Raw genomic sequence first — 22959 nt, 5'->3', positions numbered from 1 at the left:
TCCGGCCCTTCGGGCCACCTTCTCCCCGCGAGCGGGGAGAAGGAAAAATCAGCTCGACTTAGGCTCGGCGTCGTTGACCTCGACGGTGAAGGAGCCGTCCTTGATCGCCTTCTCCTTCTCGGCGACCTTGGCCTTGACGTCGTCGGGCACCTTGCCGTCGAAGGTGCCGAGCGGCGCCAGCGACGAGCCGCCGTTCTTCATGAAGGAATAGACGCCGTAGTCGTCGGCCTTGAAGGTGCCGGCCTTGACCTCGGCGATCGCCTTGTCGAGCGTCGGCTCGAAGTGCCAGAGCGCCGAGGCGACGACGGTCTCGGGATAGTCGGCCTGGGTGTCGATGACGTTGCCGATGGCGAGCACCTTGCGCTCCTTGGCTGCGTCGGAGACGCCGAAGCGCTCGGCGTAGAGCAGGTCGGCGCCGCCGTCGATCTGGGCGAAGGCGGTTTCCTTGGCCTTGGGCGGATCGAACCACGAGCCGATGAAGGCGACCTGGAACTTGGTGTCGGGGGCGACTTCCTTCACGCCCGCCATGAAGGCGTTCATCAGGCGGTTGACCTCGGGGATCGGGTAGCCGCCGACCATGCCGATGTTCTTCGACTTGGTCATGGCGCCGGCGACGATGCCGGAGAGATAGGATGCATCCTGGATGTAGTTGTCGAAGACCGAGAAGTTCGGCACGGCGGCATCGGGCTTGAAGCTGGAGCCCATCAGGAAGGCGACGCCGGGATAGTCCTTGGCGACAGCGCGCGCGGCGTCCTCGACGCCGAACACCTCGCCGACGATCAGCTTGTGGCCGGCCTCGCAATATTCGCGCATGACGCGCTCATAGTCGTTGTTGGCGGTGTTTTCGGAATAGACATACTCGATGTCGCCGCGGTCCTTGGCCGCGTTGGCGGCCTTGTGGATGCGGCTCACCCATTGCTGCTCGACCGGGACGGTATAGACGGCCGCGACCTTGATCGGCTCGGCCGCGAAGAGCCGCACGGGCAGCCCCGCTGCGGCGACCGCAGCGGACGCACCGGCGACCTTGAGCAGGGTCCGCCGCGACAAGCCTGGACAGCTGGAAATAGTCGGCATTCGTTCCACCTCTGGTTGGATTTGCACTTGTCGATCGAAGGCTTTTTTATCGTTTGGTCAACGGTATGCGAAATCGCCAGGAGCGGCAATCGGCCGGCGCGCGGCTGTCCACCGCCGCATGCGATCTGCGGCTTAAGGTCCGGGATACTGGCGACACAGGTTTGCCTTCGCCGAAGCGTGCATTATATAAGCCGTCCGCGGGGGGCCGCCGGCCAAGGGACCCATTGATTTGCTTGGATTTATTCGCCCGACCCAGAATCATCGCCTGATCTGGCGGCTGGTGCGCGAGTCGTTCCGCCAGCATGCGTTCGGCTATGCCGTGTCCATCGCCTCGATGCTGGTGGTGGCAGGCATGACGGCGGCCAGCGCCTGGATTATGAAGGACATCACCAACGAGTTCACGGTCGGCAAGGACATCAACCGCGTCTACATGATCGCGGCGGCGGTGGCGGGCATCTTCATCGTCAAGGGCCTCGCCACCTTCGTGCAGGGCCTGTTCCTCAGCCGCGTCGGCAACGCCATCATCGCCGACCGGCAGCGCAAGATCTACGACCGCATCCTGGCGCAGGGCATCTCCTTCTACCACTCAGTCCCCTCGTCCGACCTGATCACCCGCGTCACCCACAACGCCCAGGCCGCGCGCTCCGTGCTCGACCTCATCGTCACGTCCTACGTGCGCGACCTGTTCACCCTGCTCGGGCTCATCGCCGTCATGGTGATCCAGCAGCCGGTGCTGTCGCTGGTGGCCTTCGTCATCGGCCCGATCGCCATCTACGGCGTCAACCAGATCCTGCGCCGGGTGCGCAAGATCATGGAGGCCGAGTTCCTGTCGCTGACCCAGATCGTGCATGTCATGCAGGAGACCACGGTCGGCGTGCGCATCGTGAAGTCGTTCAACCTGGAACGCCTGATGCGCAGCCGCATGCACCGGGCCGTCTCCGACGTCGAGCGGCGCGCCAACACCATCGCCGCGCTGGAAGCCGGCACCAGCCCGATCATGGAGACCCTCGCCGGCCTCGCCATCGCCGGCGTGGTGCTGGTCAGCGGCTTCCTCGTCGTCCAGGGCGGGCAGACGGCGGGCTCGATCATGTCCTTCATCACCGCGCTGCTGCTCGCCTACGAGCCGGCCAAGCGGCTGGCGCGCATGCGCGTGTCGCTGGAAACCGGCCTCGTCGGCGTGCGCATGATGTTCGAGCTGGCCGACCGGCCGCTGACGCTGGCGGAGCGGCCGGGCGCGGCGGCGTTGACCGACGGCCCCGGCCTGATCAGGTTCGACGACGTCAGCTTCGCCTACAAGGATGGCGAACCGGTGCTGCGGGAGCTCGACCTGTCCTTCCCGCCCGGCAAGATGACGGCGCTGGTGGGCCCGTCCGGCAGCGGCAAGTCGACGATCATGAACCTGATCATGCGCATGTACGATCCCGACAGCGGCGAGGTGCTGTTCGACGACCAGGACATCTCGCACGCGACGCTGCATTCGCTGCGCGACCGCATCGCCTATGTGAGCCAGGACACGTTCCTGTTCTCGGGCACCATCATGCACAACATCCGGCTCGGCCGTGAAGGCGCCTCCGACGACGAGGTGACCGCCGCCGCCAAGGCCGCCAACGCGCACGACTTCATCATGGCCCTGCCCAAGGGCTACGAGACCCAGGTCGGCGAAAACGGCGCCTTCCTCTCTGGCGGCCAGAAGCAGCGCCTGTCGATCGCGCGCGCCATCCTGCGCGATGCCGACGTGCTGCTGCTCGACGAGGCGACGAGCGCGCTCGACGCCGAATCGGAGGCGCTGTTCCGCGACGCGCTGGAGAGGCTGTCGGAGGGGCGGACGACCATCGCCATCGCCCACAGGCTCTCGACCGTGCACCAGGCCGACAACATCGTCGTCATGGAAAAGGGCCGCGTGGTCGAGCAGGGCCGCCACGCCGACCTGCTCGAAGGCGGCGGGCTCTATCGCAGGCTCTACGACTACCAGTTGATGCCCTGAGCCAGGCAAGCCCCGCCCGGCGCGGAGCACGCCACAGGCAGGGCTCAGTCGATGCGGATGAACACGCCCTTGGTGTTCAGGTACTCGTCGAGGTGCTCGGCGCCGCCCTCGCGGCCGTAGCCGCTCATCTTGTAGCCACCGAACGGCACGGCGGGGTCGATGGCGTGATAGGTGTTGACCCACACCGAACCGGCGCGCAGCCGGCGCGACAGCCGGTGGGCCGTCGCGACATCGCGGGTGAAGACGCCGGCGGCGAGCCCGTAGGGCGTGTCGTTGGCGCGGGCCACGACCTCGTCGAGCGTGTCGAAGGGCAGCGCCGAGATGACCGGGCCGAAGATCTCCTCGCGCGCGATCTTCATGGTGTCGGAGACGCCGGCGAAGACGGTCGGGGCGACGAAATTGCCGGCGGCGAGCGCTCCCTCGCTCAGCCTCGCTCCGCCGGCGACGAGGCGGGCGCCCTCCTCCGCCCCGGCGCGCAGGTAGCCCTCGACGCGCTCCAGCTGGCGCGGCGAGATCAGCGGGCCGATCTCCGTCTCGGGATCGATGCCGTTGCCGATGCGCAGGCCGCTGGCGTAGGCGGCCAGCCGCTCGACGAAGGCGTCGTGCACCTTGCGCTCGACGAAAAGCCGCGAGCCGGCGATGCAGATCTGGCCGGAATTGGCGAAGACCGACATGGCCGCCACCGGCACCGCGCGCTCCAGGTCGGCGTCGGCGCAGACGATGACCGGCGACTTGCCGCCGAGTTCGAGCGACACGCGCTTGAGGTTGCCGGCGGAGGCCCGCACGATGCTCTGGCCGGTCGCGGTCGAGCCGGTGAAGACGACCTTGTCCACGCCCATGTGCTCGGCCAGCGGCGCGCCGGCCTCGGCGCCGGTGCCTGTGACGACGTTGACGACACCGTCGGGCACGCCCGCCTCGGCCATCAGCTCGGCCAGCAGCAGCGGCGTCAGCGGCGCCTCCTCCGACGGCTTGAGCACGATCGCGCAGCCGGTGGCTAGCGCCGGGCCGATCTTCCAGACCGAGGCCGCCGTCGGCGCGTTCCACGGGATGATGGCGCCGACCACGCCGACCGGCTCCTTGCGAGTGAACGAGACGATGTCGCCGGGCAGCGAATTCTCGATCGTCTGGCCGTGGATGGCGGTGGCCATGCCGGCATAGAAGCGCAGCATGCCGAGCACCCGGTTGGCGTTGCCGCGCGCCCGCGCGATGGGCAGGCCCATGTCGGTGGTGTCGGAAACGCAGATCTCCTCCCAGTGCCGCTCGAACAGTTCGGCGATGCGGATGAGCAGCTTCTGCCGCTCATGCGGCTTGAAGCGGCTCCAGGGGCCGTCGAAGGCGGCGCGGGCCGCGGCGACCGCCCTGTCGATGTCCTCCTTTTGGGCACGGGGCACCGTGGCGATGACCTCGCCGGTGGCCGGATTGCGCGTCTCGAAGGTCCGGCCGGAGGCCGCATCGACCCAGCGGCCGCCGATGAACATCCGGCGGTGGCGTCCGTCGATGGGGCGGCGCACAGCGGCGGGCGTCTGGGCGATGGTCATGGACGGCTCCTTCCGGCGCGCTGCAGCCCGCGCCGCTTTCTTCATGCGGCAGGCTAAGCCCGCTTGGACCTGTCACTCAAGTCCGCTGGATAGAGCCACGGCCAGGAGCGATGCCCTCAGGCCTGAAAACGCCGGCATGGCCGCGGCGCGACGGCAGCGCCGTCTCAGGCGATGGCGGGACGCTCGAAATCGCCGGTGTTGCGATCCATCACCCAGAGTTCGCCCGTCGAGATGTCGAACCAGGCGCCGAACAGCTCCAGACGGCCCTTCTGCTCGAGGATGTTCACGCAAGGAAAGGTCCGCAGATTAGCGATCGAATAGCGGATCGAGATGCGTTCGAGCGCGGTCTGGCGCTCGGTAGGCGTCATCATGGCGTTGCCGGCGATGGACTCGGCGGCGGGCGCCACCAGGCTCATCCACTTGCCGATGAAGTCGCCGGGCGACAGCGGGGTCGAATTAAGATCGAGCGCGGAGCGGATGCCGCCGCAGCGGCCGTGACCCATGACGACGATGTTCTTGACCTTGAGCGCCTGCACGGCGAATTCGAGAGCTGCCGAGGTGGCGTGAAATTCGCCGTCGGGCTCGTAGGGCGGCACCAGGTTGGCGACGTTGCGGACCACGAACAGCTCGCCCGGCCCCGCCTCGAAGATGGTTTCGGGCGCCGCGCGCGAATCACAGCAGGCGATGACCATGGTCTCCGGGGTCTGGCCCTCGCGCGCCAGGGATCGATAATGATCCGTCTCGGCCGAATAACGGCCGGTCATGAAGTTGCGGTAACCGGCGAGGAGCTTCTCAGGCAGGTGCAGCATAAGCTCGGCCTTAAACGGAAATTGTCGGCGCCGCAAATGCAAATGTGCGGCGCAGCCGAGGTTGCCCGAAGGCTAGCTCCCGAATCGCGGCGTGGGCGGTCGCTCACGCTCCGGGCGGAACGGCAGCAGGCGGCGGTTGCCGCCCAAGGCACCTCTCTTCCATGCTCGAAGCCAAGCATGGGGCAATGCCGAAACGCCCGTTTGACCTTGCCCCCATGACGCTTGCTGCGCCTTGCAGCAAGCTGCAGCAACTTCGACGCGATGCGCCAATCGCTTGGGAACGGATGTTCAAGACAAGCGCCCACCAAGGCGTTCCGCATTAAAATGTCACGTGAATTCAATTTGTTACGGCGCCGACCAATTGGTCATTAGAATCATGTTGACCTTCCAGTCACTGGTAGATCCAGCCTTTGTTCATCGAGTGGCAACCCGCCTGGCAGGTCGCCCCGTCCACGTCACACCGAGGCAGCCATGATGCGCCCACCCTGGATCGAGATATTCACCACGCCCGACTGTCCCGACTGCGCGGCACTGAAGCGCTGGCTGAGCGCCGAGTACCTGCCCTTCGTCGAGCGCGACATGAGCGACCCGGCAATCGCCGAGGAGGTCAGGCAGCGGACCGGCATGCGTGTTGCCCCGATCACCGTCATCGATGGCACGCACGTCTTTTATGGCACCGTCGACGAACAGCGTTGGCGCATCGAGGCCATTCATACGGACCCGGCGGAGAACGAGACGCAATGCGTTGTGCGGCACTCCAGCGCCCCTTGGCCGGTGTGAACTCATGGTCGCCTTCGGCGCCGATCTTCTTGCTCGCGCATTTCGCTATCCGGGCCGACGCCCTCTTCGAGACTGAAGCGGACACCGGTTTCGTAAACTGACCAACAGGAAGGGAACGACCCCATGCGTCGCAGAGATTTTCTCAGACTTTCGGCAACAGGTTTTCTCGCGACCGTTTCTCCTGCCTTGCCGGCATCCAGCAATCCCGCCGCCGGCCAGAAGATCGTCACGGCCGGCAAACGCGTCATCGAGGTCAAGGGGCGTGCGGCGAATGTCCTCGGACTGACGCAGCCCGACGGCAGCAACGGGCTCGTCATGGACGCAGGCGAGAATTTTCGCGTGCGGCTTGAAAACCGTATCGGTGAACCGACGGTCATCCACTGGCACGGCCTTACGCCCCCCTGGCGTCAGGACGGCGTCGCAGGACTTTCGCAAGACCCCATCGCCGACGGCGACCGGCGTGATTACGATTTCCCGGTTGCGCAGCCGGGGACCTTCTGGATGCATTCGCATTTCGGCCTTCAGGGGCAGTCGCTGCTTGCCGCTCCGCTGATCGTACGCGATCCGGCCGAGGCCGGCATGGACGTGCAGGACGTAGTGGTGCTTTTCCAGGACTTCAGCTTCCGCGATCCGGCCGAAATTCTGGCCGAACTGCGCAGCGGGGCGCAGGGCACGGCTGACCTGCAGGCGCCGCCTTCCGATAGCCTGCACGATGCGCTGCTCGCCAATGACCGCACACTGGACGATCCGGAGATCATCGCCGTCGAGCCGGGCGGGCGCGTTCGCCTGCGCCTCATCAACGGGTCCGCCAGCACCAACGTGTGGATCGATCTCGGAACGCTCACCGGAAGGCTGATCGCGGTCGACGGCATGCCCGTTGCGCCGGTCGATCGACGCTACTTCGAACTGGCGGTCGCGCAGCGGCTCGACATCATGCTCGAGGTGCCGAGGGAGAGGGCCGCCTGGCCCGTCCTGGCGGTTCAGGAAAGGGGGCGGATGCGCACGGGCGTGGTGCTCGCCGCCCGCGGTGCGCCGGTAGAAAAGCTTGCCGATCTCGCCGATGAGGCATTTCCCACCGTCGGCCTCGGGCTCGAGCAGGCGCTTCGCGCCGCAAGTCCGCTCGCGGACAGGAAAGTCACCCGCCGGCATACGATGATGCTGCGCGAAGGGTCGAACTACATGTGGGACTTTGTCAGGGCCACGCATGGCGAGGACAGTCCATTCGTGGTGAGGCGTGGCGACCGGGTCGAACTGACGTTCCTCAACTACTCCAGCATGTCCCATCCCTTGCACCTGCACGGACATCGCTTCCAGGTGACCGCGGTCAACAGGCAGCGATTTTCCGGCGCCGTGCGCGACACGGTCCTGGTATCGGCGAGGATGGGGGAAGTCACGGTCGCCCTCGATGCCGACAATGCCGGCGAATGGGCGCTGGGTTGCCATCACCTCTATCACATGGCTGGCGGCATGATGACCTCCATGGCCTACGAGGCGTGATCCGCAGAGGAGCCAGCCTGTCAACGAGCACAGCGGCTGTCGCGGGAACCGGCGCGTAGCGCGACGAACGAGGCCAGCCCGCCAGGGCATCGCGAGCATTTTTTCTTCGGCCGAAATGACGAGGATCACGGCCAGCGCGTTGTCGAAGTCGCGGTCCTGTCCGCGGCGCGCCCTTGGCTTCGCTTTGGAAGCCGACAGGATGTTTGCCAATTCACGACCAGTTGTCCAGGCAAGCCGGAAAAGGTCGAACAATGCTCTCGCAGGACCCTTGACCTTCCTGGAACTGGAATCACTACCGTCCCCGGAATTCATCAAGCGGAATCTTCGGAGAAGCCGCTTATATCGACGACGGGGTGGCCCAAATGGCTAAAAAATCAACGATTTATCTACTCGCGGCGGTGGCCTTGAGCGCCGGCTCAACGCTCGCCTACCTGAACGACGTGCCCGGCTATGCAAACAGGGCCCAGGCCTCCGAAGACGCGAGCACGGCCGCGCCCATCCCCCCGCCACCCCAGGTGCCCGTGGCAGAGGTCGTCACGCGGGTGATCGCGCCATCGTCGGAATTCACCGGCGTCGTGGCTGCCACCAAGACTGTCGAGCTGCGGCCACGCATCGGTGGTACGATCGAATCCGTCAGCGTTCCGGAAGGCGGGCTCGTCGAACGCGGACAACTGCTGTTCCAGATCGATCCCCGGCCGTTCCAGGTCGCGCTCCAGAATGCCCAGGCGCAACTGCAGCGGGCCGAAGTCCTGCTTTCCCAGGCGAAGTCCGATCTCGACCGCTCGAAGCGGCTGGTTCCGAACGGCACCATATCCAGCAAGTCCTATGACGACGCCTCGGCCAGAACGCAGGAGCGGGAAGCGCAGGTGCTGGAGGCGCGGGCCGCAGTCTCCGCAGCGGAGCTCGATCTTTCCTACTCCCGCGTGACGGCGCCAATCGCCGGGCGCGTCGACAGGGTTCTGGTGACCGAAGGCAACCTCGTCACCGGCGCCTCGGGAGGAGCGGCGACACTGCTCACCACGATCGTTTCGGCAGATCCGGTCCATGTCTATTTCGATATCGACGAGGCCACCTATCTGAGCTTCCTGGGGGGCTCCCGGCCGGAGACCGCCGGCCGCAACGGTGCAACTTTCCCGGTCGCCGTCGGTCTGGCGACGGAGACCGGCTATCCGCACTCGGGCACGCTCGACTTCCTCGGAAACCGCATCGATCGCAGCACCGGCACGATCCGCGCCCGGGCGGTGCTCGGGAATCCCGAGGGACGGCTGACGCCGGGCCTGTATGCGCGGGTGGTGCTTGCAGTCGGTGCCCCGCAGGAGACCGTCCTCATCGACGACCAGGCTGTCGGGACGGATCAGGGGCGCCGCTATGTGCTGGTCCTGGGCGCCGACGACAAGGCGGAATACCGCCCCGTCGAGCTCGGCGCGATGAACGATGGACTGCGCACCGTCGCAAGCGGGCTGAAGCCCGGGGAAAGCATCATCATCAAGGGGCTGGTCCGGCCCGGAATGCAGGTCACCCCCAACCGGATCGCCATGGCGCCGGATCAACGTTCCGAAGCCGGCGGTGCCAACGCCGATACGCAGGAGGCTCGTCGATGAGCCTGCCGCGCTTCTTCATCGATCGCCCGATCTTTGCCATCGTGCTGTCGGCCCTCATGCTGATCGCCGGCGTGATCACACTGTTCCAACTGCCCCTGAGCGAGTACCCCTCCGTCACGCCGCCGACCGTGCAGGTGTCTGCCAGCTATCCCGGAGCCAGCCCCGAGGTCATTGCCGAGACGGTCGCTGCCCCCCTCGAGCAGTCGATCAACGGCGTCGAGGGCATGCTCTACATGAGCTCGCAGGCCGCAACGGACGGCAGGATGACGCTTACGGTCACCTTTGCCCAGGGTACTGACGCCGACATGGCTCAGATCCAGGTGCAGAACCGCGTGTCGCGTGCGTTGCCGCGCCTGCCCGAAGAGGTTCAGCGCATCGGTGTCGTGACGCAAAAGACGTCGCCGGACATCCTGATGGTGGTCCACCTCATCTCGCCCGACAAGCGCTACGACCCCCTGTACATCTCCAACTTCGTCACCCTCCAGGTTCGCGACACGATCGCGCGCCTGCCCGGCGTCGGCGATGTCGTGGTGTGGGGCGCGGGCGAATACGCCATGCGTATCTGGCTGGACCCGGACAAGGTCGCCTCGCGCGGCCTGACGGCAAGCGACGTCATCGCCGCCATCCGGGAACAGAACCTCCAGGTCGCGGCGGGCTCGGTCGGCCAGCAGCCGTCCGAGGCGGCCAGCTATCAGGTCACGGTCAGCACGCTCGGGCGCCTGACCAGCGAGGAACAGTTCGGCGATATCGTCGTCAAGACCGGCGAGGACGGCCAGACCGTGCGCCTGCGCGACGTCGCCAGGATTTCGCTCGGCGCCGACGGCTACGCGCTGCGAAGCCTGCTCGACGGCGAGCCGGCCGTCGCCATGCAGATCATCCAGCGTCCCGGGGCCAACGCGCTGGACGTCTCCAGCGCGGTGCGCGCCGAGATGGAGCAGCTGAAGCGGAACTTCCCGGAAGGGCTGGAATATCGGATCGCCTATGATCCGACCGTGTTCGTCCGCGCCTCGCTGGCGGCCGTCGTGCAGACGCTGGTCGAGGCGATCATCCTGGTGGTCATCGTCGTCGTGCTGTTCCTGCAGACGTGGCGCGCTTCCATCATCCCGCTCGTCGCCGTTCCGATATCGCTCATCGGCACCTTGGCGGTGATGTATCTGCTGGGCTTCTCGCTCAACACCTTGTCGCTGTTCGGCCTGGTCCTGTCGATCGGCATCGTGGTCGACGACGCCATCGTCGTCGTCGAGAACGTCGAACGACATATGGGTCTCGGCGAGACGCCGAAGGAAGCGGCCCGCAAGGCGATGGACGAGGTGACCGCGCCCATCATCGCCATCACTTCGGTGCTGGCGGCGGTGTTCATCCCATCGGCGTTCCTGTCCGGTCTCCAGGGCGAGTTCTACCGTCAGTTCGCGGTCACGATCGCCATCTCGACGATGCTGTCGGCGATCAACTCGCTGACGCTCTCCCCGGCGCTGGCGGGCATGCTGCTGAAGCCGCATCACGGCGGATCGCAGCGTGACTGGCTGACGCGAGGCATCGACGTCGTGTTCGGCCGGTTCTTCCGGGGGTTCAACCGCTTCTTCGACAGCGCCTCGAACGCCTATGTCGGCCTGGCGCGTCGTGCCATTCGCGTCAGCGGGGTTGTCCTGCTTCTCTATGCGGGGCTGCTTGGAGCAACCTGGATGGGCTTCCAGCAGATCCCGACCGGCTTCGTGCCCGCGCAGGACAAATACTATCTCGTCGGCATCGCGCAGTTGCCGTCCGGAGCGTCGCTCGACCGGACGGAGGCCGTGACCAGGGAGATGTCGAAGATCGCGCTGGCCGAACCGGGCGTCGAAAGCGTCGTCGCCTTTCCGGGTCTGTCGGTGAACGGTTTCGTCAACCTGCCCAACGCAGCCGTGATCTTCGCCATGCTGGACCCGTTCGACCAGCGCAAGGATCCGCAGCTTTCGGCGAACGCCATCGCAGGCCGGCTGATGGGCAAATACAGCCAGATCCCGGACGGCTTCGTCGGCATCTTCCCGCCGCCGCCGGTACCGGGCCTCGGCACGACTGGCGGGTTCAAGCTCCAGATCGAGGATCGCTCGGGTGCAGGCTTGGAGGCCCTCGCCAAGGCACAGGGCGAGGTCATGGCGAAGGCGATGAACACGCCGGAGCTTGCCGGCATGATGGCGAGCTTCCAGGTCAACGCGCCCCAGGTCCAGGTGGATCTCGATCGAGTCAAGGCGAAGACGCAAGGTGTCCCGCTGACGGCCGTATTCGAGACCTTGCAGGTCAATCTTGGATCGCTGTACGCCAACGACTTCAACCGCTTCGGTCGCACCTATCGCGTCATCGTGCAGGCGGATGCACCGTTCCGCGCGCAGGTCGACGACATATCGCGCTTGAAGGTCCGCAATGCGGCAGGCGAAATGGTGCCGCTCGCGGCCCTTGCGACCATAGCCACGAGTTCGGGGCCGGACCGGGTGATGCACTACAACGGCTACCCCTCGGTCGACATCACCGGAGGTCCCGCCGCCGGCTACTCGTCCGGCCAGGCGACGGAGGCGATCGAGCGCATCATGCGCGAGACACTGCCGGCGGGCATGGCTTTCGAATGGACCGACCTGACCTATCAGGAGAAGGCGGCCGGCAACACGGCAATGATCGTGTTCCCGCTCGCCGTGCTGCTGGCGTTCCTCATCCTGGCCGCCCAGTACAACAGCTGGTCGCTTCCCTTCGCCGTGCTGCTCATCGCCCCCCTGGCGCTGCTCTCGGCGATCGTGGGCGTGTGGTTCTCAGGCGGCGACAACAACATCTTCACCCAGATCGCCTTCGTGGTGCTGGTCGGGCTGGCGGCCAAGAATGCCATCCTGATCGTGGAGTTCGCGCATGAGGAGGAAAAGAAGGGCAGCGATCCGCTTGCCGCGGTGCTCGAAGCCGCGCGCCTGCGGCTGAGACCGATCCTGATGACCTCGCTCGCCTTCATTGCGGGCGTGGTGCCGCTGGTCATCGCGACGGGCGCCGGCGCCGAGATGCGCCAGGCCATGGGCATGGCGGTGTTCGCCGGCATGCTTGGCGTCACGCTCTTCGGATTGATCCTGACGCCGGTGTTCTATGCGGTGATCCGTCGGTTCTTCACGAGGCCGGAAGCGCACTCGAAAACGGCTCCGGCACCTGTCGGAGGCAGTTCGACGCACTGACTGTGAGGTCGGGAGGCGACAGCCTCCCGACCTCCCGGGACCGCAGGCGGACAGGAGCCAACGCAATATCGGCTGACCGACTGCGCGAGCGCACGATGGACGAAATCGGTGGTCGTCCCCTGTGTCTCAGGGACAAGCCGTCTATGCCTACAGGTCGTACATGTGAAAAATGGCGCGCCCGAAAGGATTCGAACCTCTGACCCCCAGATTCGTAGTTCAAAATGGGCTGTTCGCCGTAATATCCGCTTACCCTTCTAACTTCTGTACACTGTCTATTTTTGCTTGAATTTCAAGGCATTGTCGCATATCTTCCTATTGTGGCGTACGAAGCCATTCAGAGACCTCGTCCCGCCAAAACCGTTTCAAAAACCGTTTCAGAAATCGCGGGTTTCTCCAAATGGCCGACATGCGTATCCCTTTGAACGACAAGACAATCGAGCGTTTGCCGCCGCCCGAGAAAGGGCGCTACATTGTCCGAGACACCGACCAAAAGGGCTTCTTCCTGATGGTTGGCGCCCGCAAGAAGACCTTCATGGTCCAAGGGGATCTCCGAGAACAGGGCAAACGCGCCTCGACGGTCCGTGTCGCGATTGGCGATACGAGCGAACTGGCCACCCGCGCAGCTCGTGCCATCGCCAAGGAATATCTTGTCCAAATCAGCCGCGGCATCCATCCGAAGAGCGAGGAGAAAGCTCCAAAGGCATCAACGGTCGCTGACGTCGCCGGCGCAACCAAGGCTGCTCCGGCCGGGATCACGCTCAAGGAGGCTTGGGCGCGCTACAAGATCGCCATGGAGCGCAAGAATCGGAGCGCGCGCACGATTGAGAGCTACCGCGATCACGTAGAGCGAATCTTCAAAGACTGGCTGGACACGCCCTTGAAGGTACTCGGCGACGACCCCGGCCGAGTTTCGGCCAAGCACGACGAGGTAAGCGAGAAGCACGGACCGTATATCGCCAACGGCAGCATGCGTACGTTCCGCGCACTCTATAATCATGCGCGCAAAACCAATCGCGAACTGCCCGCTGACAATCCGGTCGATAGCGTCGATTGGAACCACGAGAAGCGCCGCGAAACCGGGATGGGGTTGGCCGACCTGAGGGCTTGGTTCATCGAGGCCGCCAAGCTCGACAATCCGATCAGGCGAGAGTTTCACCTGTTCACCCTGCTCTCCGCCTCGCGGCCAACGGCCTTAAAGGAAGCGCGGATCGAGCATCTAGACCTGCACCGGAGGGTGCTTCACATCCCACGGCCCAAAGGCGGCGCCGATCGCGCGTTTGACATCCCTCTGTCACGCCAGATGATCAAGTGCCTTCTGCGATCCATCCGGTTCGGGCGCCGGATGCATCCTTACGAAGCCAGGGAGTGGCTGTTCCCGGCCGACAGTGCCGACGGCCATCTCGTCGAGCAGAAGGAAGATCGTACCGTGTTGTCGAAATGGGGCAACGAACTGCGCCAGACCTATCGCACGGTCGCGACGCCCGCCGGCGTTTCCGAATTGGATGCGCGGATGCTGATGAACCATTCGGTCCCAGGCGTGAACGCCGGTTACATCACGCGCCACAAGTTGCTTGAGGACCATTTACGCACTCAACAGCAGGCGATCAGCAACTCAATCTTTTCGGCCGTTGGCGAGGCCGTCACGAAGCATCCGGATCTTCGCGACTGGCTAGGCGCTGGCGCATCGCGACGGCTGGACGCACGCGCTCGATTGGAATTCGAAAGCCGCGAAATCAAGGACGTTGCGCCCCGGCCGCGAAAAGCTGCCTAACCCATGTTCGCTTCGTAGCAGGGTCTGCCAGAAATATCATCTTGCCAGTGACTCAGAGTGATGCACAGTGTTGCAATCTGACTCGCGCGAGGGTAGGGTGAACATAAGGAGAACATATCATGCCTGTCATGAGTGAGCGACCGAAAAAACTCGGCCCTCGTGTCACTGTCAGCGTTACGCCAGGCGACTACGATGTCTTGAACAAGCTGGCAGAAAGGGACGACGTTTCCGTTTCCTGGGTTATCCGACGAGCGATCCAAGAATATCTGCGCCGACATCGGTCGTCTTCCGTCGACATGCGTAAGGCTCCAGTTAAACATCCATCTGCGCCGCAGCGGGCGTAAATCGAATCCAAATGTCGGGGGAGATCGGCTCATGCATTTCGCGCCTTCGAGCGAACGGAAGACAACCTCACGCGTGTCCAAGACGAACCTGGATGCCTTGTACCGGCGACCATTGGCAGCGAAGCGCACAGGCGCTCTTTTTGGGGCGTTTCCCTATCCGACGAAAATCTCGCCCGAAGCGATTGCGTTGTATATCGCAACGCATACCAAACCGGGCGACACGGTGTTCGACGGTTTCGCTGGCAGCGGTACAACGGGTCTGGCTGCTTTGCTTTGCGAGCGACCGACGCCAGAGTTGCGGTCCGAGGCCAAGCGACTCGGTTTGGATGTCCGTTGGGGGCCCCGAAACGCCGTGCTCTATGAGTTGGGGGTGTTAGGCGCATTTGTCGGTCGCACTCTGACGAATCCGCCCGATCCCGCTGAATTCCAGAAAGCCGCCCAGGATGTACTCGCCGCTGGAGAGCATGAGGATGGATGGATGTACGAGGCCCGCGATCCGTCCGGCGGAAAAGGCACGATCCGGCACTTGATATGGAGCGACAATCTGCGCTGCCCCAGTTGCCGCCGCATTGTCGCCTTGTGGGACGCATGCGTATCGCTCAATCCCGCAGCGATATCTTCGACCTTTTCGTGCCCAAAGTGCCATCACGAGGCTCACCTCGAGGACGTCGACCGGGTTACGGTTAGAGAGCGCGACGACGTCCTCAATGATGAACGGGCGCTACGTGACCGAACGCTGGCGCGCGTGTACGGCGCAACTGGCCGCAAGCGATGGTCGCGACCGGCCAGCGCGACAGATCTTGCGCTCGTCAAGAAAATCGCGGCCGAGCCGATCCCATCCTCGGTGCCTGTTGCCTCGATCCCTTGGGGCGACCTTTACCGCAAGGGCTATCACCAGGGGATCACCCACGTTCATCATTTCTATACGCGACGCAACCTCATCGTCTTTGCGCGTATGTGGGAACGCGTGGAATCGTACAGCGGCCCTCTCCGGGAGGGACTGCGCTTCTGGCTGCTCAGCTACAATGCAGCCCACGGGACAATCATGACCCGTGTTGTAGCGAAAACCGACCAGAAGGACCTGGTGGTCACAAGCGCCCAACCCGGCGTTCTTTACGTCAGCGGACTTCCTGTCGAAAAAAATCTCTTCATCGGTTTGCGCCGAAAGCTTGCCACGATATCGCAGGCCTTTGAGCTGATCCGTGGCAGCACGGGAAAGGTCAAGGTCGTGCAGGGTTCTAGCTGCAACGTCGATCTAGCCTCCGGCACCATCGACTATGTGTTCACCGATCCTCCCTTTGGCGCCAATATCCCCTACGCCGAACTTAATTTCATCAACGAGGCGTGGCTGAAGAGGTTCACCGATCGGAAGGACGAAGCGATTGTCAGTCCTGATCAACAAAAGTCGATATCCAAGTATCAGGACTTGCTAACGCGGTCGTTTGCTGAGGCTCGCCGCATTCTAAAACCAACTGGCGGAGCGACGATGGTATTTCACTCCGCCTCGGCTGAGGTCTGGAATGCCCTGCAGTGCGCGTACCAGGACGCAGGATTCGACGTCGAGCATGCAGGCGTACTCAACAAGACACAGGGCAGTTTCAAACAGGTCACGACCGCCGGCGCTGTTCGAGGCGATCCAGTCCTGCTTTTGGGCCCTCGACGAGCGTCTGATGCCGTTGGAGAAACGAATGAGGATTGCGTCTGGACAGTTGCCGCCGCACTGCATGAAGCAGCGTTCGCCGCTCGCGATCCGGCCGAGACCACAGCTCAAAGGCTCTATTCCCGCCTGGTGAACTATTTTCTGAGTCGGCACCAGCGGGTGCCGTTGGACGCGGACGCCTTTTATCGTTGGTACGCTGAACAACCGTTCGAGGGAGCTTTGTGCGGTGCCGGCGAGTGAAGGACTCGCCACGATCAGGTCCGCCGCCCGATCGTTCGAAGAAGGACTGCCTTCGAACCAGCGCAAACGTTTCGGACAATTCTTCACAGGACTCCCGCTAGGGACGCTGCTTGCGCAGCTCGCCTTCGACGAAGATTGCCGTTCCGTCATCGACCCCATGGCGGGCCACGGAGACCTGCTCGACGCTGCGGCAACGGTTGCGCGAACACGCGGGACAATACTAGACCGGCTCGACGGCATAGAGGTGGATGCAGAAACCGCCGCCTTTTGCCGTCGCCGTACTCTCGCTCTGGAAGCAGAAGGGATCGCCGCTGCATCCGCCATTTTGGCAGGCAGCGCCTTCGATCCGTCGAACGTCGCCACCCTTGATGCAGAGCGGTATGGTCTGGTCATCGCCAATCCGCCCTATGTCAGATATCAGGCTCAAAATGGCGATGGGGCCGGAGTCGATGATATCCGACGAGGCCTTTCCTCGATTGTTGAGAGTCGCGCGTTGGGCGATGAGCGCGTCCTCTGGAAAACGCTTGTCGACGGCTATTCCGGCCTTGCCGATCTTTCGGTACCGGCTTGGCTATTGTCAGCTCTGCTGACGCAGCCGAATGGCCGACTAGCTCTTGTCGTTCCTGCGACGTGGCGCACGCGCGACTATGCCGACGTAGTGCGCTACCTCCTGCTACGCTTCTTCTCTCTAGAGTACATCGTAGCCGACACCCAGCCCGGATGGTTCTCCGATGCCCTGGTGCGTACCCATCTGATCGTTGCCCGAAGACGGACCTGGGACGAAGCGGCGTCGACGTTGTCGGATCGTACCTCATGGCCAACCGCTCGGTGGCTCCAGATAGCCCCCGCTGCCGCCAGCGCCGGCTCGCTTGTCGGCGCTGCGTTTCCCGGAACCACACCTGAACAGAGCCTTGCAGACTGGGTTGGCGCCGTGGATCAGCCGCCGGTGACGGGGATAGATAGCCGGACGTTTGCCTTGCAAGACGAGTGGCGGATACTCGAACAGCGTCTTAGACGCAAGCCCTGGTTCCAAAAGGCGGAAGATCGTCACGGCACCATGCCGCTTTTCGCACACCGCAACACACAAGTCGCACACGACGACACGCAAGCCGCCGCCCTGCCCGACGGATTGCAGGAGATGCTGCCTGTCGGCGTCGATTCACCCAGACTCCAAACCCTTGATGAAGCCAACATTCGCGTCAGCCAAGGCCTACGCACTGGATGCAATCGCTTTTTCTACGTGACCTTGGTCAGCGATGACGGCGACGATGAGGTCATCGTCGAAGCCTCTGACAGCTTTGACAACATGAGATTCAGTACACCAGCCGGTGCACTGAAGCCCGTCCTGCATCGGCAAACTGATATGCAGACATTCGTGCGCGGACATTTGCCTCCAACCCGCGCATTGGACTTGTCGAACTGGGTACTACCCGAAGATCAGCCGATCGTCGCGAAAGCTGCCGAAGCATATCGCCGGCGCGGCACCTCTCTGCCCCAAATCATGCCCCGCGACCTCGCGACCTTCGTTCGGCTTGCCGCCACGCGGGCACTGGACCCCAGGGAACCCGCGCGTTTCATTCCCGATCTTACGGCGGTGCGGACCAATGTCCGGCGACCGGCAAGTACTCGGGAGACGCCCCGTTTCTGGTACATGCTACCCCCGTTTGCCCCTCGTCACCTGCCGGCTATCTTCGTGCCGCGGATCAATCACGGGACGCCCGCCGTTGCCCTGAACGCTCAGGTGCCGATCCTCATTGACGCAAACTTCTCAACAATGTGGTCAGAGGAGAAGCGGTGGACGCCCCACGCCCTCTTCGCCTTGTTCAGGAGCACCTGGTGCCGCGCTGCGATGGAAGCCACCGGAACACCGCTTGGTGGCGGCGCGCTCAAACTTGAGGCAACGCATATTCGTCAGTTGCCAGTTCCGCGCTTGTCGATTCGAGACTGCGAGGTGCTCGAGACTTTGGGGCGGCAGTTGGCTGTGGCCGCACAACCTGCCCAAGATCAGATCGATAAGCTCGTACTTGCTGCGGCATGGCCGCACCTCAGCGAGCATGACCTGAGTGTAATAGTACGGCACATCGAAACTCGCCTTCGGTCCGCTTGGGCTGGGCGTCAAAGGACTGCTCCATGACTGCTGACATCGCGCGCATCCGCGAAACGATAAGGCGGTCTCGCATGCTGCGGGACGCTGGCCGCGTCGAGGCGGTGCTGCGCGGAGAATTCCAGGGCCGATTACGCCTTATGTTTCCCGATCCCGCTCATGAAAGCTGGATCAACAACTATACGGAGGGCGCCGAGGCCCACACCAAAGTTGGCACTGCCGCCGGAACAGCAGCCTCTCGCTTTATCGACAATCTCGTGGGCTCCACCACCATCGAGTATGAAGCTGACCTGCGCATAGGCGCGAAGCGCGATACCGGGTATGCGCAGGTGCGAGAACAGGCCGCCGGGCTCGTGCGAGCTGGCATGCCCATCTCAACTGTCCGAGGTGTGCTGTCCGACACGGTCGAATGGTACTCCTACGACGTCGTCCTGGCCCCGGGAGTTGATGCGTCAGTCTGCACGGCGGCCGATATCTCTTTGGTCTTGATCGACGAGCTGCTGCTGACAGATGACAGCGCCGTTTCAGCGGAACGACTTGGCGCATTCGTACTCAAGCACTTGGCGCGTGAGCAGTCCCGGCCCCTGCGCGCGGAGTTCCTCGCCTCCGATCTCGGAATGGACTCCGTGACATACAAGAGCAGCGCCATACCGTTGACAGTGTTGGTCGAAGAGGGACGAACATCTGCCCCCTCCGCGGGTCTCGCGACCGAGCTTTGGTCGCGCTTTGTCGATCATCTAGAGGGACCTGCTGGAACCTTCCGGACAACTGCGTATGTGGACGAGGTCTACGTCACCGTTCTGGCGCGACTCCTGAGTGCCAGTGTCCTGACCGGGAAAGCTCTGTTGAGTGCCGACAATGAGCTCCGCGCCATCCTCAACGGCGATTTCTTCCGCCACAATTTCCAACTCGAGAACGTGGTCGAGCAGGACTATTTCGGATGGCTTCTCGGTCCGTCCTACATCGACCGACTTGTGGCCGTAGCGCGCGATCTGCAGCGCGACCTCTTTGCTTATGATTTCAGCTGGCATCCGGAGGAGGACCTTTTCGGCCGCCTCATGGCGCAGTTGGCCCGCCGCAGTCAGCGCAAATTGCTTGGCCAGGAATGGACGCCTCACTGGCTTGCCCGCCTTCTAGCGGATCGGTGCCTCGACGGACTTCCGCAGGGCGAAATCCCACGCATCGTCGATATGTGTTGTGGGTCCGGCACGATGCTTGCTGAAATTATCAAAGCGACCAGGGCTCGCTTCGGATTCTCCACTATCGACAAGCTTCAAGACGTTGCGACGGGTTTTGATATCGACCCGCTCGCGGTCAGCCTTGCCAAGGCCACCTGGGTTGTCAGCCTGTCCGTCGAAATCAAGGCCGCGACCAAGCCTATCGTGATCCCCGTTTATCACGCAGATTCCCTGTTAGCTGTCACGCCGGTATCTGCATCAGTGCCACTGGTGGGGGAAAGCGATTCTGTTCCCGTATCGCTCGATGGGACGACGATCGGTCTGCCGACAGCACTGTTGCAGCCGATGTATCGCGATTTCTTCGACCGAATTGTGGATTGGGCCTATGACGAAGCGCGCGACGCGCAACGCTTGGGGACGGTGGTGGGTCTCAGCAAGGCAGATGCTGACGCCTTTCTCGAGGGTGCTGTCACGGCATCCGGCGTGACCCTGACCCCAGAGCTGCACAAACGACTCTCGAAAGCTCTCTTCCCCTTGGCCCAGCGCATGGCCGAATTGGCGGTCGCTGGGCGCAACGGCATTTGGGCCTTTATCCTTCGGAATACCTACAGGCCTGGCCTCTTGACGGGACATTTCAACGGTCTTGTCTCCAATCCTCCCTGGCTAGCCATGAGCGGCCTCGCCGACAATCCATATAGGGATTTGTTGAAAGGGCGGGCAAAGCTTTATGGCATCCAGCCGGCCGGGCAGTCGTTTTTGCATCTAGAGCTCGGCACGATGCATCTCCTTCATGCGATCGATCGCTATCTCGGACCGAATGGTTCCGTTGCCTGCCTTGTTCCAGGAACAATTCTCAACGGAAATCATCATGAACGGCTGCGGCGGCACAACTTTCTGGACAGCGAACGTCCCGTTGCATTCGAGATCACCGAAGTATGGCAGGTCGCGCCTGGTACTTTCAAATATCCCGGTGCGGCCCTTATTGGCCACAAGAGAACGGACGCGACGGGACTTCCACGGACGAGCTTCGCGGGTTTCGTTGCGACCGATACCGGGCTGCAGGATGCCGAGTTTTCCATCCGCACTATCGGAAAGGCTCGCAGCGCTTGGGTGCTCGAAAAAGGTGACAGTCCGGCGGCGCCCGGCGGCAGTGGACGTCTACCCCAGCAAGGAGCCGACCTCATGCCGCGAACGGCAGTGTGCGTTGATATCATCCAGGACTCAGGAGCGGAGTACCGCGTGGACACGCCGACACGAACGTCCCCGTGGGCCTTCACGATCAAGTCCGCCAAGGAGATGGCTGGTGAGCGTTTTCCCGGTCATGTCGCCCCGCGGTTCCTCTTCCGCATGGCGCAATCTGAAAATCTGCTTCCGTTCGCTCTCGGCGTCCACCGCGCTCATTTAGCCCTGCCGGCACTGCGCGGGCCCGACGGAAGTTGGACTATTCTCGACGAAGCCGAGATCCGCAGGCAGGGGTTTACCCAAACTGCGCGGCGATTTGCCACCATCAACACTAAGCTCAAGGGCGTTGGGAAGGGCAAATCGCTACAAGATCGTATCGATGAAAGGGGCAAGCTATCCAAACAGGTCTTCGGCGCCGATGGCTATCTCATACTCGCCGGCGCCGGTGGCAAGAACATATGCGCTGCCTGCGTGCCCGTCGCCGAAGCAGAAGATCTGGTGGTCGACCAGACGCTATATTGGAAAGTGGTCAAGGACACAGCCGAAGCCTGGTTTCAGGTAGGCATGCTCAACAGCGTTGCACTCACCGATGCGACCCTCCCGTTCAACCCGAAAGGCGATTTCAGCGAACGTCACCTGCATACGCTGCCTTACCGGTTGATGCCCGCATATGACTCCGCCGATGAAGGCCATAGAGCGATTGTCATTCGGGCAGAGAAACTGGCGATACTCGCTCGTGACCACTGTACGGCGGATCCATACCTGGGCGACCCAGCTAAGGCTTTGCCAGCACGACGGCGAAGACTACGCGCTCTGCTGGAGAAGTCATCGTTGCTATCCGAGCTTGAATCCCTGGCCAAGGCTGCGTTGCGCGCTACAAGTCTGGCTCAGGAATAACCGTCACGGGGGGGCATCGTGCTGATTGTTCAGAGTGCAGCAAGTCCAGCGGGGATACGCAACGCTGTTGTCGATATGATTGCGGTGGGCGCAACCGATGTGCACGTAGCGTCCGCCTATGTCACTATTGGCGGGGTGAACATCCTACTGGGGGCGCTTGCTGATGCGGTCGCGCCGGCGGCCTTTGCCGCAATGCCGAAGACACTTGTAACGTCGTTCGACTTCGGCCTCACGGAGCCAGACGCCCTGCGATGTTGGCACGACTCGGGGAATTCAACCGTACGTGTCTCAGGAGCACAACGGCTGGCCCAAGGCTCACTTATGCCGCTGAGGGCGTTTCACCCCAAGTTCTACGTGTTCGGACGCAACCCACAAACGTGCAGCGCGTTGATCGGTTCTGCCAACCTGACGGGCCGCGGCTTCAGCGTGAATACTGAGGCCGCATGGCTCCAGCAAGACCTTCCGCGTGCGTCGGTCGAGGGCGCGATGGAGGATGCGTCTTTCGATACAACACCACTCACAGATGAACTGCTTCAGGCGTACGAAGCGCTACGGCACGCCCATCCGGCCCCTCCTGAGATAGAGCAGGAAGCACAGCCTGTGGCCCAACCGCCGCCGATCAACGTTGGCGCGTTACCCTTGTTCAGAACGGCCATCGAAACGGGCGCGGTCAATCCTGCGAGCTTCAATGCGATGTGGGTTCAAGGGGAGGGTTTACAAGGGGGATCACAAAACCAACTTGAGTTGCCTCGCGGCGGCCATCGCTTCTTCGGCTTTGTGTTCGCTCAGTACGACTACCCGCACAACCTCACGATCGGAGAGCCTGTCCTGCGCAGCGGCAGTCGGGTGTGGACCGATCGCCCTCTCACTTGGCATGGCAACAACGGCATGGAACGGATGAACCTCCCAACGGCCACGCAAGGGGGGTTCGACTATGCGGACACCGGGGTCATGTTTCGCCGATTGGCTGACGGCTCATTCGAGCTGATCGTGACCCCGTGGGATAGCGACATTGCGAGGTCCTGGAGACACGCGTCGGCTCAAAGAGGCACTTTGTTCCGCCTCGGCGCCATAGCCACAAACCGTGTCGTTGGCCTGATATGAGTCGGAAAGCGGTG

The 22959-nt window shown here is 63.1% G+C and carries 14 protein-coding genes; 11 read left to right on the top strand and 3 right to left on the bottom strand.

All coding sequences use genetic code 11. The annotated features are described in order from the left end of the window. Positions 1 to 48 precede the first annotated feature (48 nt). Complete coding sequence (locus J2X50_RS20965) at positions 49 to 1074, bottom strand: BMP family protein (RefSeq protein WP_429097836.1); 1026 nt, start codon at positions 1072 to 1074, stop codon at positions 49 to 51. Positions 1075 to 1303: 229 nt separating this feature from the next. Between J2X50_RS20965 and J2X50_RS20960 the strand changes: the two genes are divergently transcribed. Beyond that, complete coding sequence (locus J2X50_RS20960; RefSeq protein ID WP_429097835.1) at positions 1304 to 3058, top strand: ABC transporter ATP-binding protein; 1755 nt, start codon at positions 1304 to 1306, stop codon at positions 3056 to 3058. A 44-nt stretch (positions 3059 to 3102) separates the two neighbouring features. Here the strand turns inward: J2X50_RS20960 and J2X50_RS20955 are convergent, their stop codons facing one another. Next, complete coding sequence (locus tag J2X50_RS20955; RefSeq protein ID WP_429097834.1) at positions 3103 to 4596, bottom strand: aldehyde dehydrogenase family protein; 1494 nt, start codon at positions 4594 to 4596, stop codon at positions 3103 to 3105. A 164-nt stretch (positions 4597 to 4760) separates the two neighbouring features. Further along, positions 4761 to 5405, bottom strand: a complete 645-nt coding sequence (locus J2X50_RS20950; RefSeq protein ID WP_429097833.1) for a carbonic anhydrase — start codon at positions 5403 to 5405, stop codon at positions 4761 to 4763. 471 nt (positions 5406 to 5876) lie between these two features. On the opposite strand from J2X50_RS20950, the gene J2X50_RS20945 reads away from it, so the two are divergent. From J2X50_RS20945 to J2X50_RS20900, 10 genes are all read left to right on the top strand, one after another. Beyond that, entirely contained in the window at positions 5877 to 6185 is a 309-nt protein-coding gene (locus J2X50_RS20945) for a glutaredoxin family protein (protein ID WP_429097832.1), read from the top strand. Positions 6186 to 6308: 123 nt separating this feature from the next. Then, positions 6309 to 7682 (top strand): multicopper oxidase family protein, encoded by a 1374-nt coding sequence (locus tag J2X50_RS20940; RefSeq protein WP_429097831.1) that lies wholly within the window; start codon positions 6309 to 6311, stop codon positions 7680 to 7682. A 362-nt stretch (positions 7683 to 8044) separates the two neighbouring features. Continuing rightward, positions 8045 to 9283, top strand: a complete 1239-nt coding sequence (locus J2X50_RS20935) for an efflux RND transporter periplasmic adaptor subunit (RefSeq protein ID WP_429097830.1) — start codon at positions 8045 to 8047, stop codon at positions 9281 to 9283. Then, the gene (locus tag J2X50_RS20930; RefSeq protein ID WP_429097829.1) at positions 9280 to 12465 is read left to right on the top strand and encodes an efflux RND transporter permease subunit; all 3186 of its coding nucleotides are present in this window, start codon (positions 9280 to 9282) and stop codon (positions 12463 to 12465) included. Before J2X50_RS20935 ends, J2X50_RS20930 begins: the two co-directional genes overlap by 4 nt. Before the next feature lie 397 nt (positions 12466 to 12862). Further along, on the top strand, positions 12863 to 14236 hold the full coding sequence (locus J2X50_RS20925) for an integrase arm-type DNA-binding domain-containing protein (protein ID WP_429097828.1): 1374 nt from the start codon (positions 12863 to 12865) through the stop codon (positions 14234 to 14236). Between the two features lie 119 nt (positions 14237 to 14355). Further along, entirely contained in the window at positions 14356 to 14580 is a 225-nt protein-coding gene (locus J2X50_RS20920) for a ribbon-helix-helix protein, CopG family (protein ID WP_429097827.1), read from the top strand. A 31-nt stretch (positions 14581 to 14611) separates the two neighbouring features. After that, on the top strand, positions 14612 to 16480 hold the full coding sequence (locus tag J2X50_RS20915; RefSeq protein WP_429097826.1) for a DNA methyltransferase: 1869 nt from the start codon (positions 14612 to 14614) through the stop codon (positions 16478 to 16480). Then, complete coding sequence (locus tag J2X50_RS20910; protein WP_429097825.1) at positions 16467 to 18614, top strand: N-6 DNA methylase; 2148 nt, start codon at positions 16467 to 16469, stop codon at positions 18612 to 18614. Before J2X50_RS20915 ends, J2X50_RS20910 begins: the two co-directional genes overlap by 14 nt. Beyond that, positions 18611 to 21841: a hypothetical protein gene (locus J2X50_RS20905; protein ID WP_429097824.1), complete on the top strand. Its 3231-nt coding sequence runs from the start codon at positions 18611 to 18613 to the stop codon at positions 21839 to 21841. The genes J2X50_RS20910 and J2X50_RS20905 overlap by 4 nt, the downstream gene beginning before the upstream one ends. An 18-nt stretch (positions 21842 to 21859) precedes the next feature. Next, positions 21860 to 22945: a phospholipase D family protein gene (locus tag J2X50_RS20900; protein WP_429097823.1), complete on the top strand. Its 1086-nt coding sequence runs from the start codon at positions 21860 to 21862 to the stop codon at positions 22943 to 22945. The last annotated feature ends 14 nt before the right edge of the window (positions 22946 to 22959 follow it).

This window comes from Aminobacter sp. BE322, assembly GCF_050433525.1.
Lineage (GTDB): Bacteria > Pseudomonadota > Alphaproteobacteria > Rhizobiales > Rhizobiaceae > Aminobacter.
This window is presented reverse-complemented; position numbering and strand designations above follow the sequence as displayed.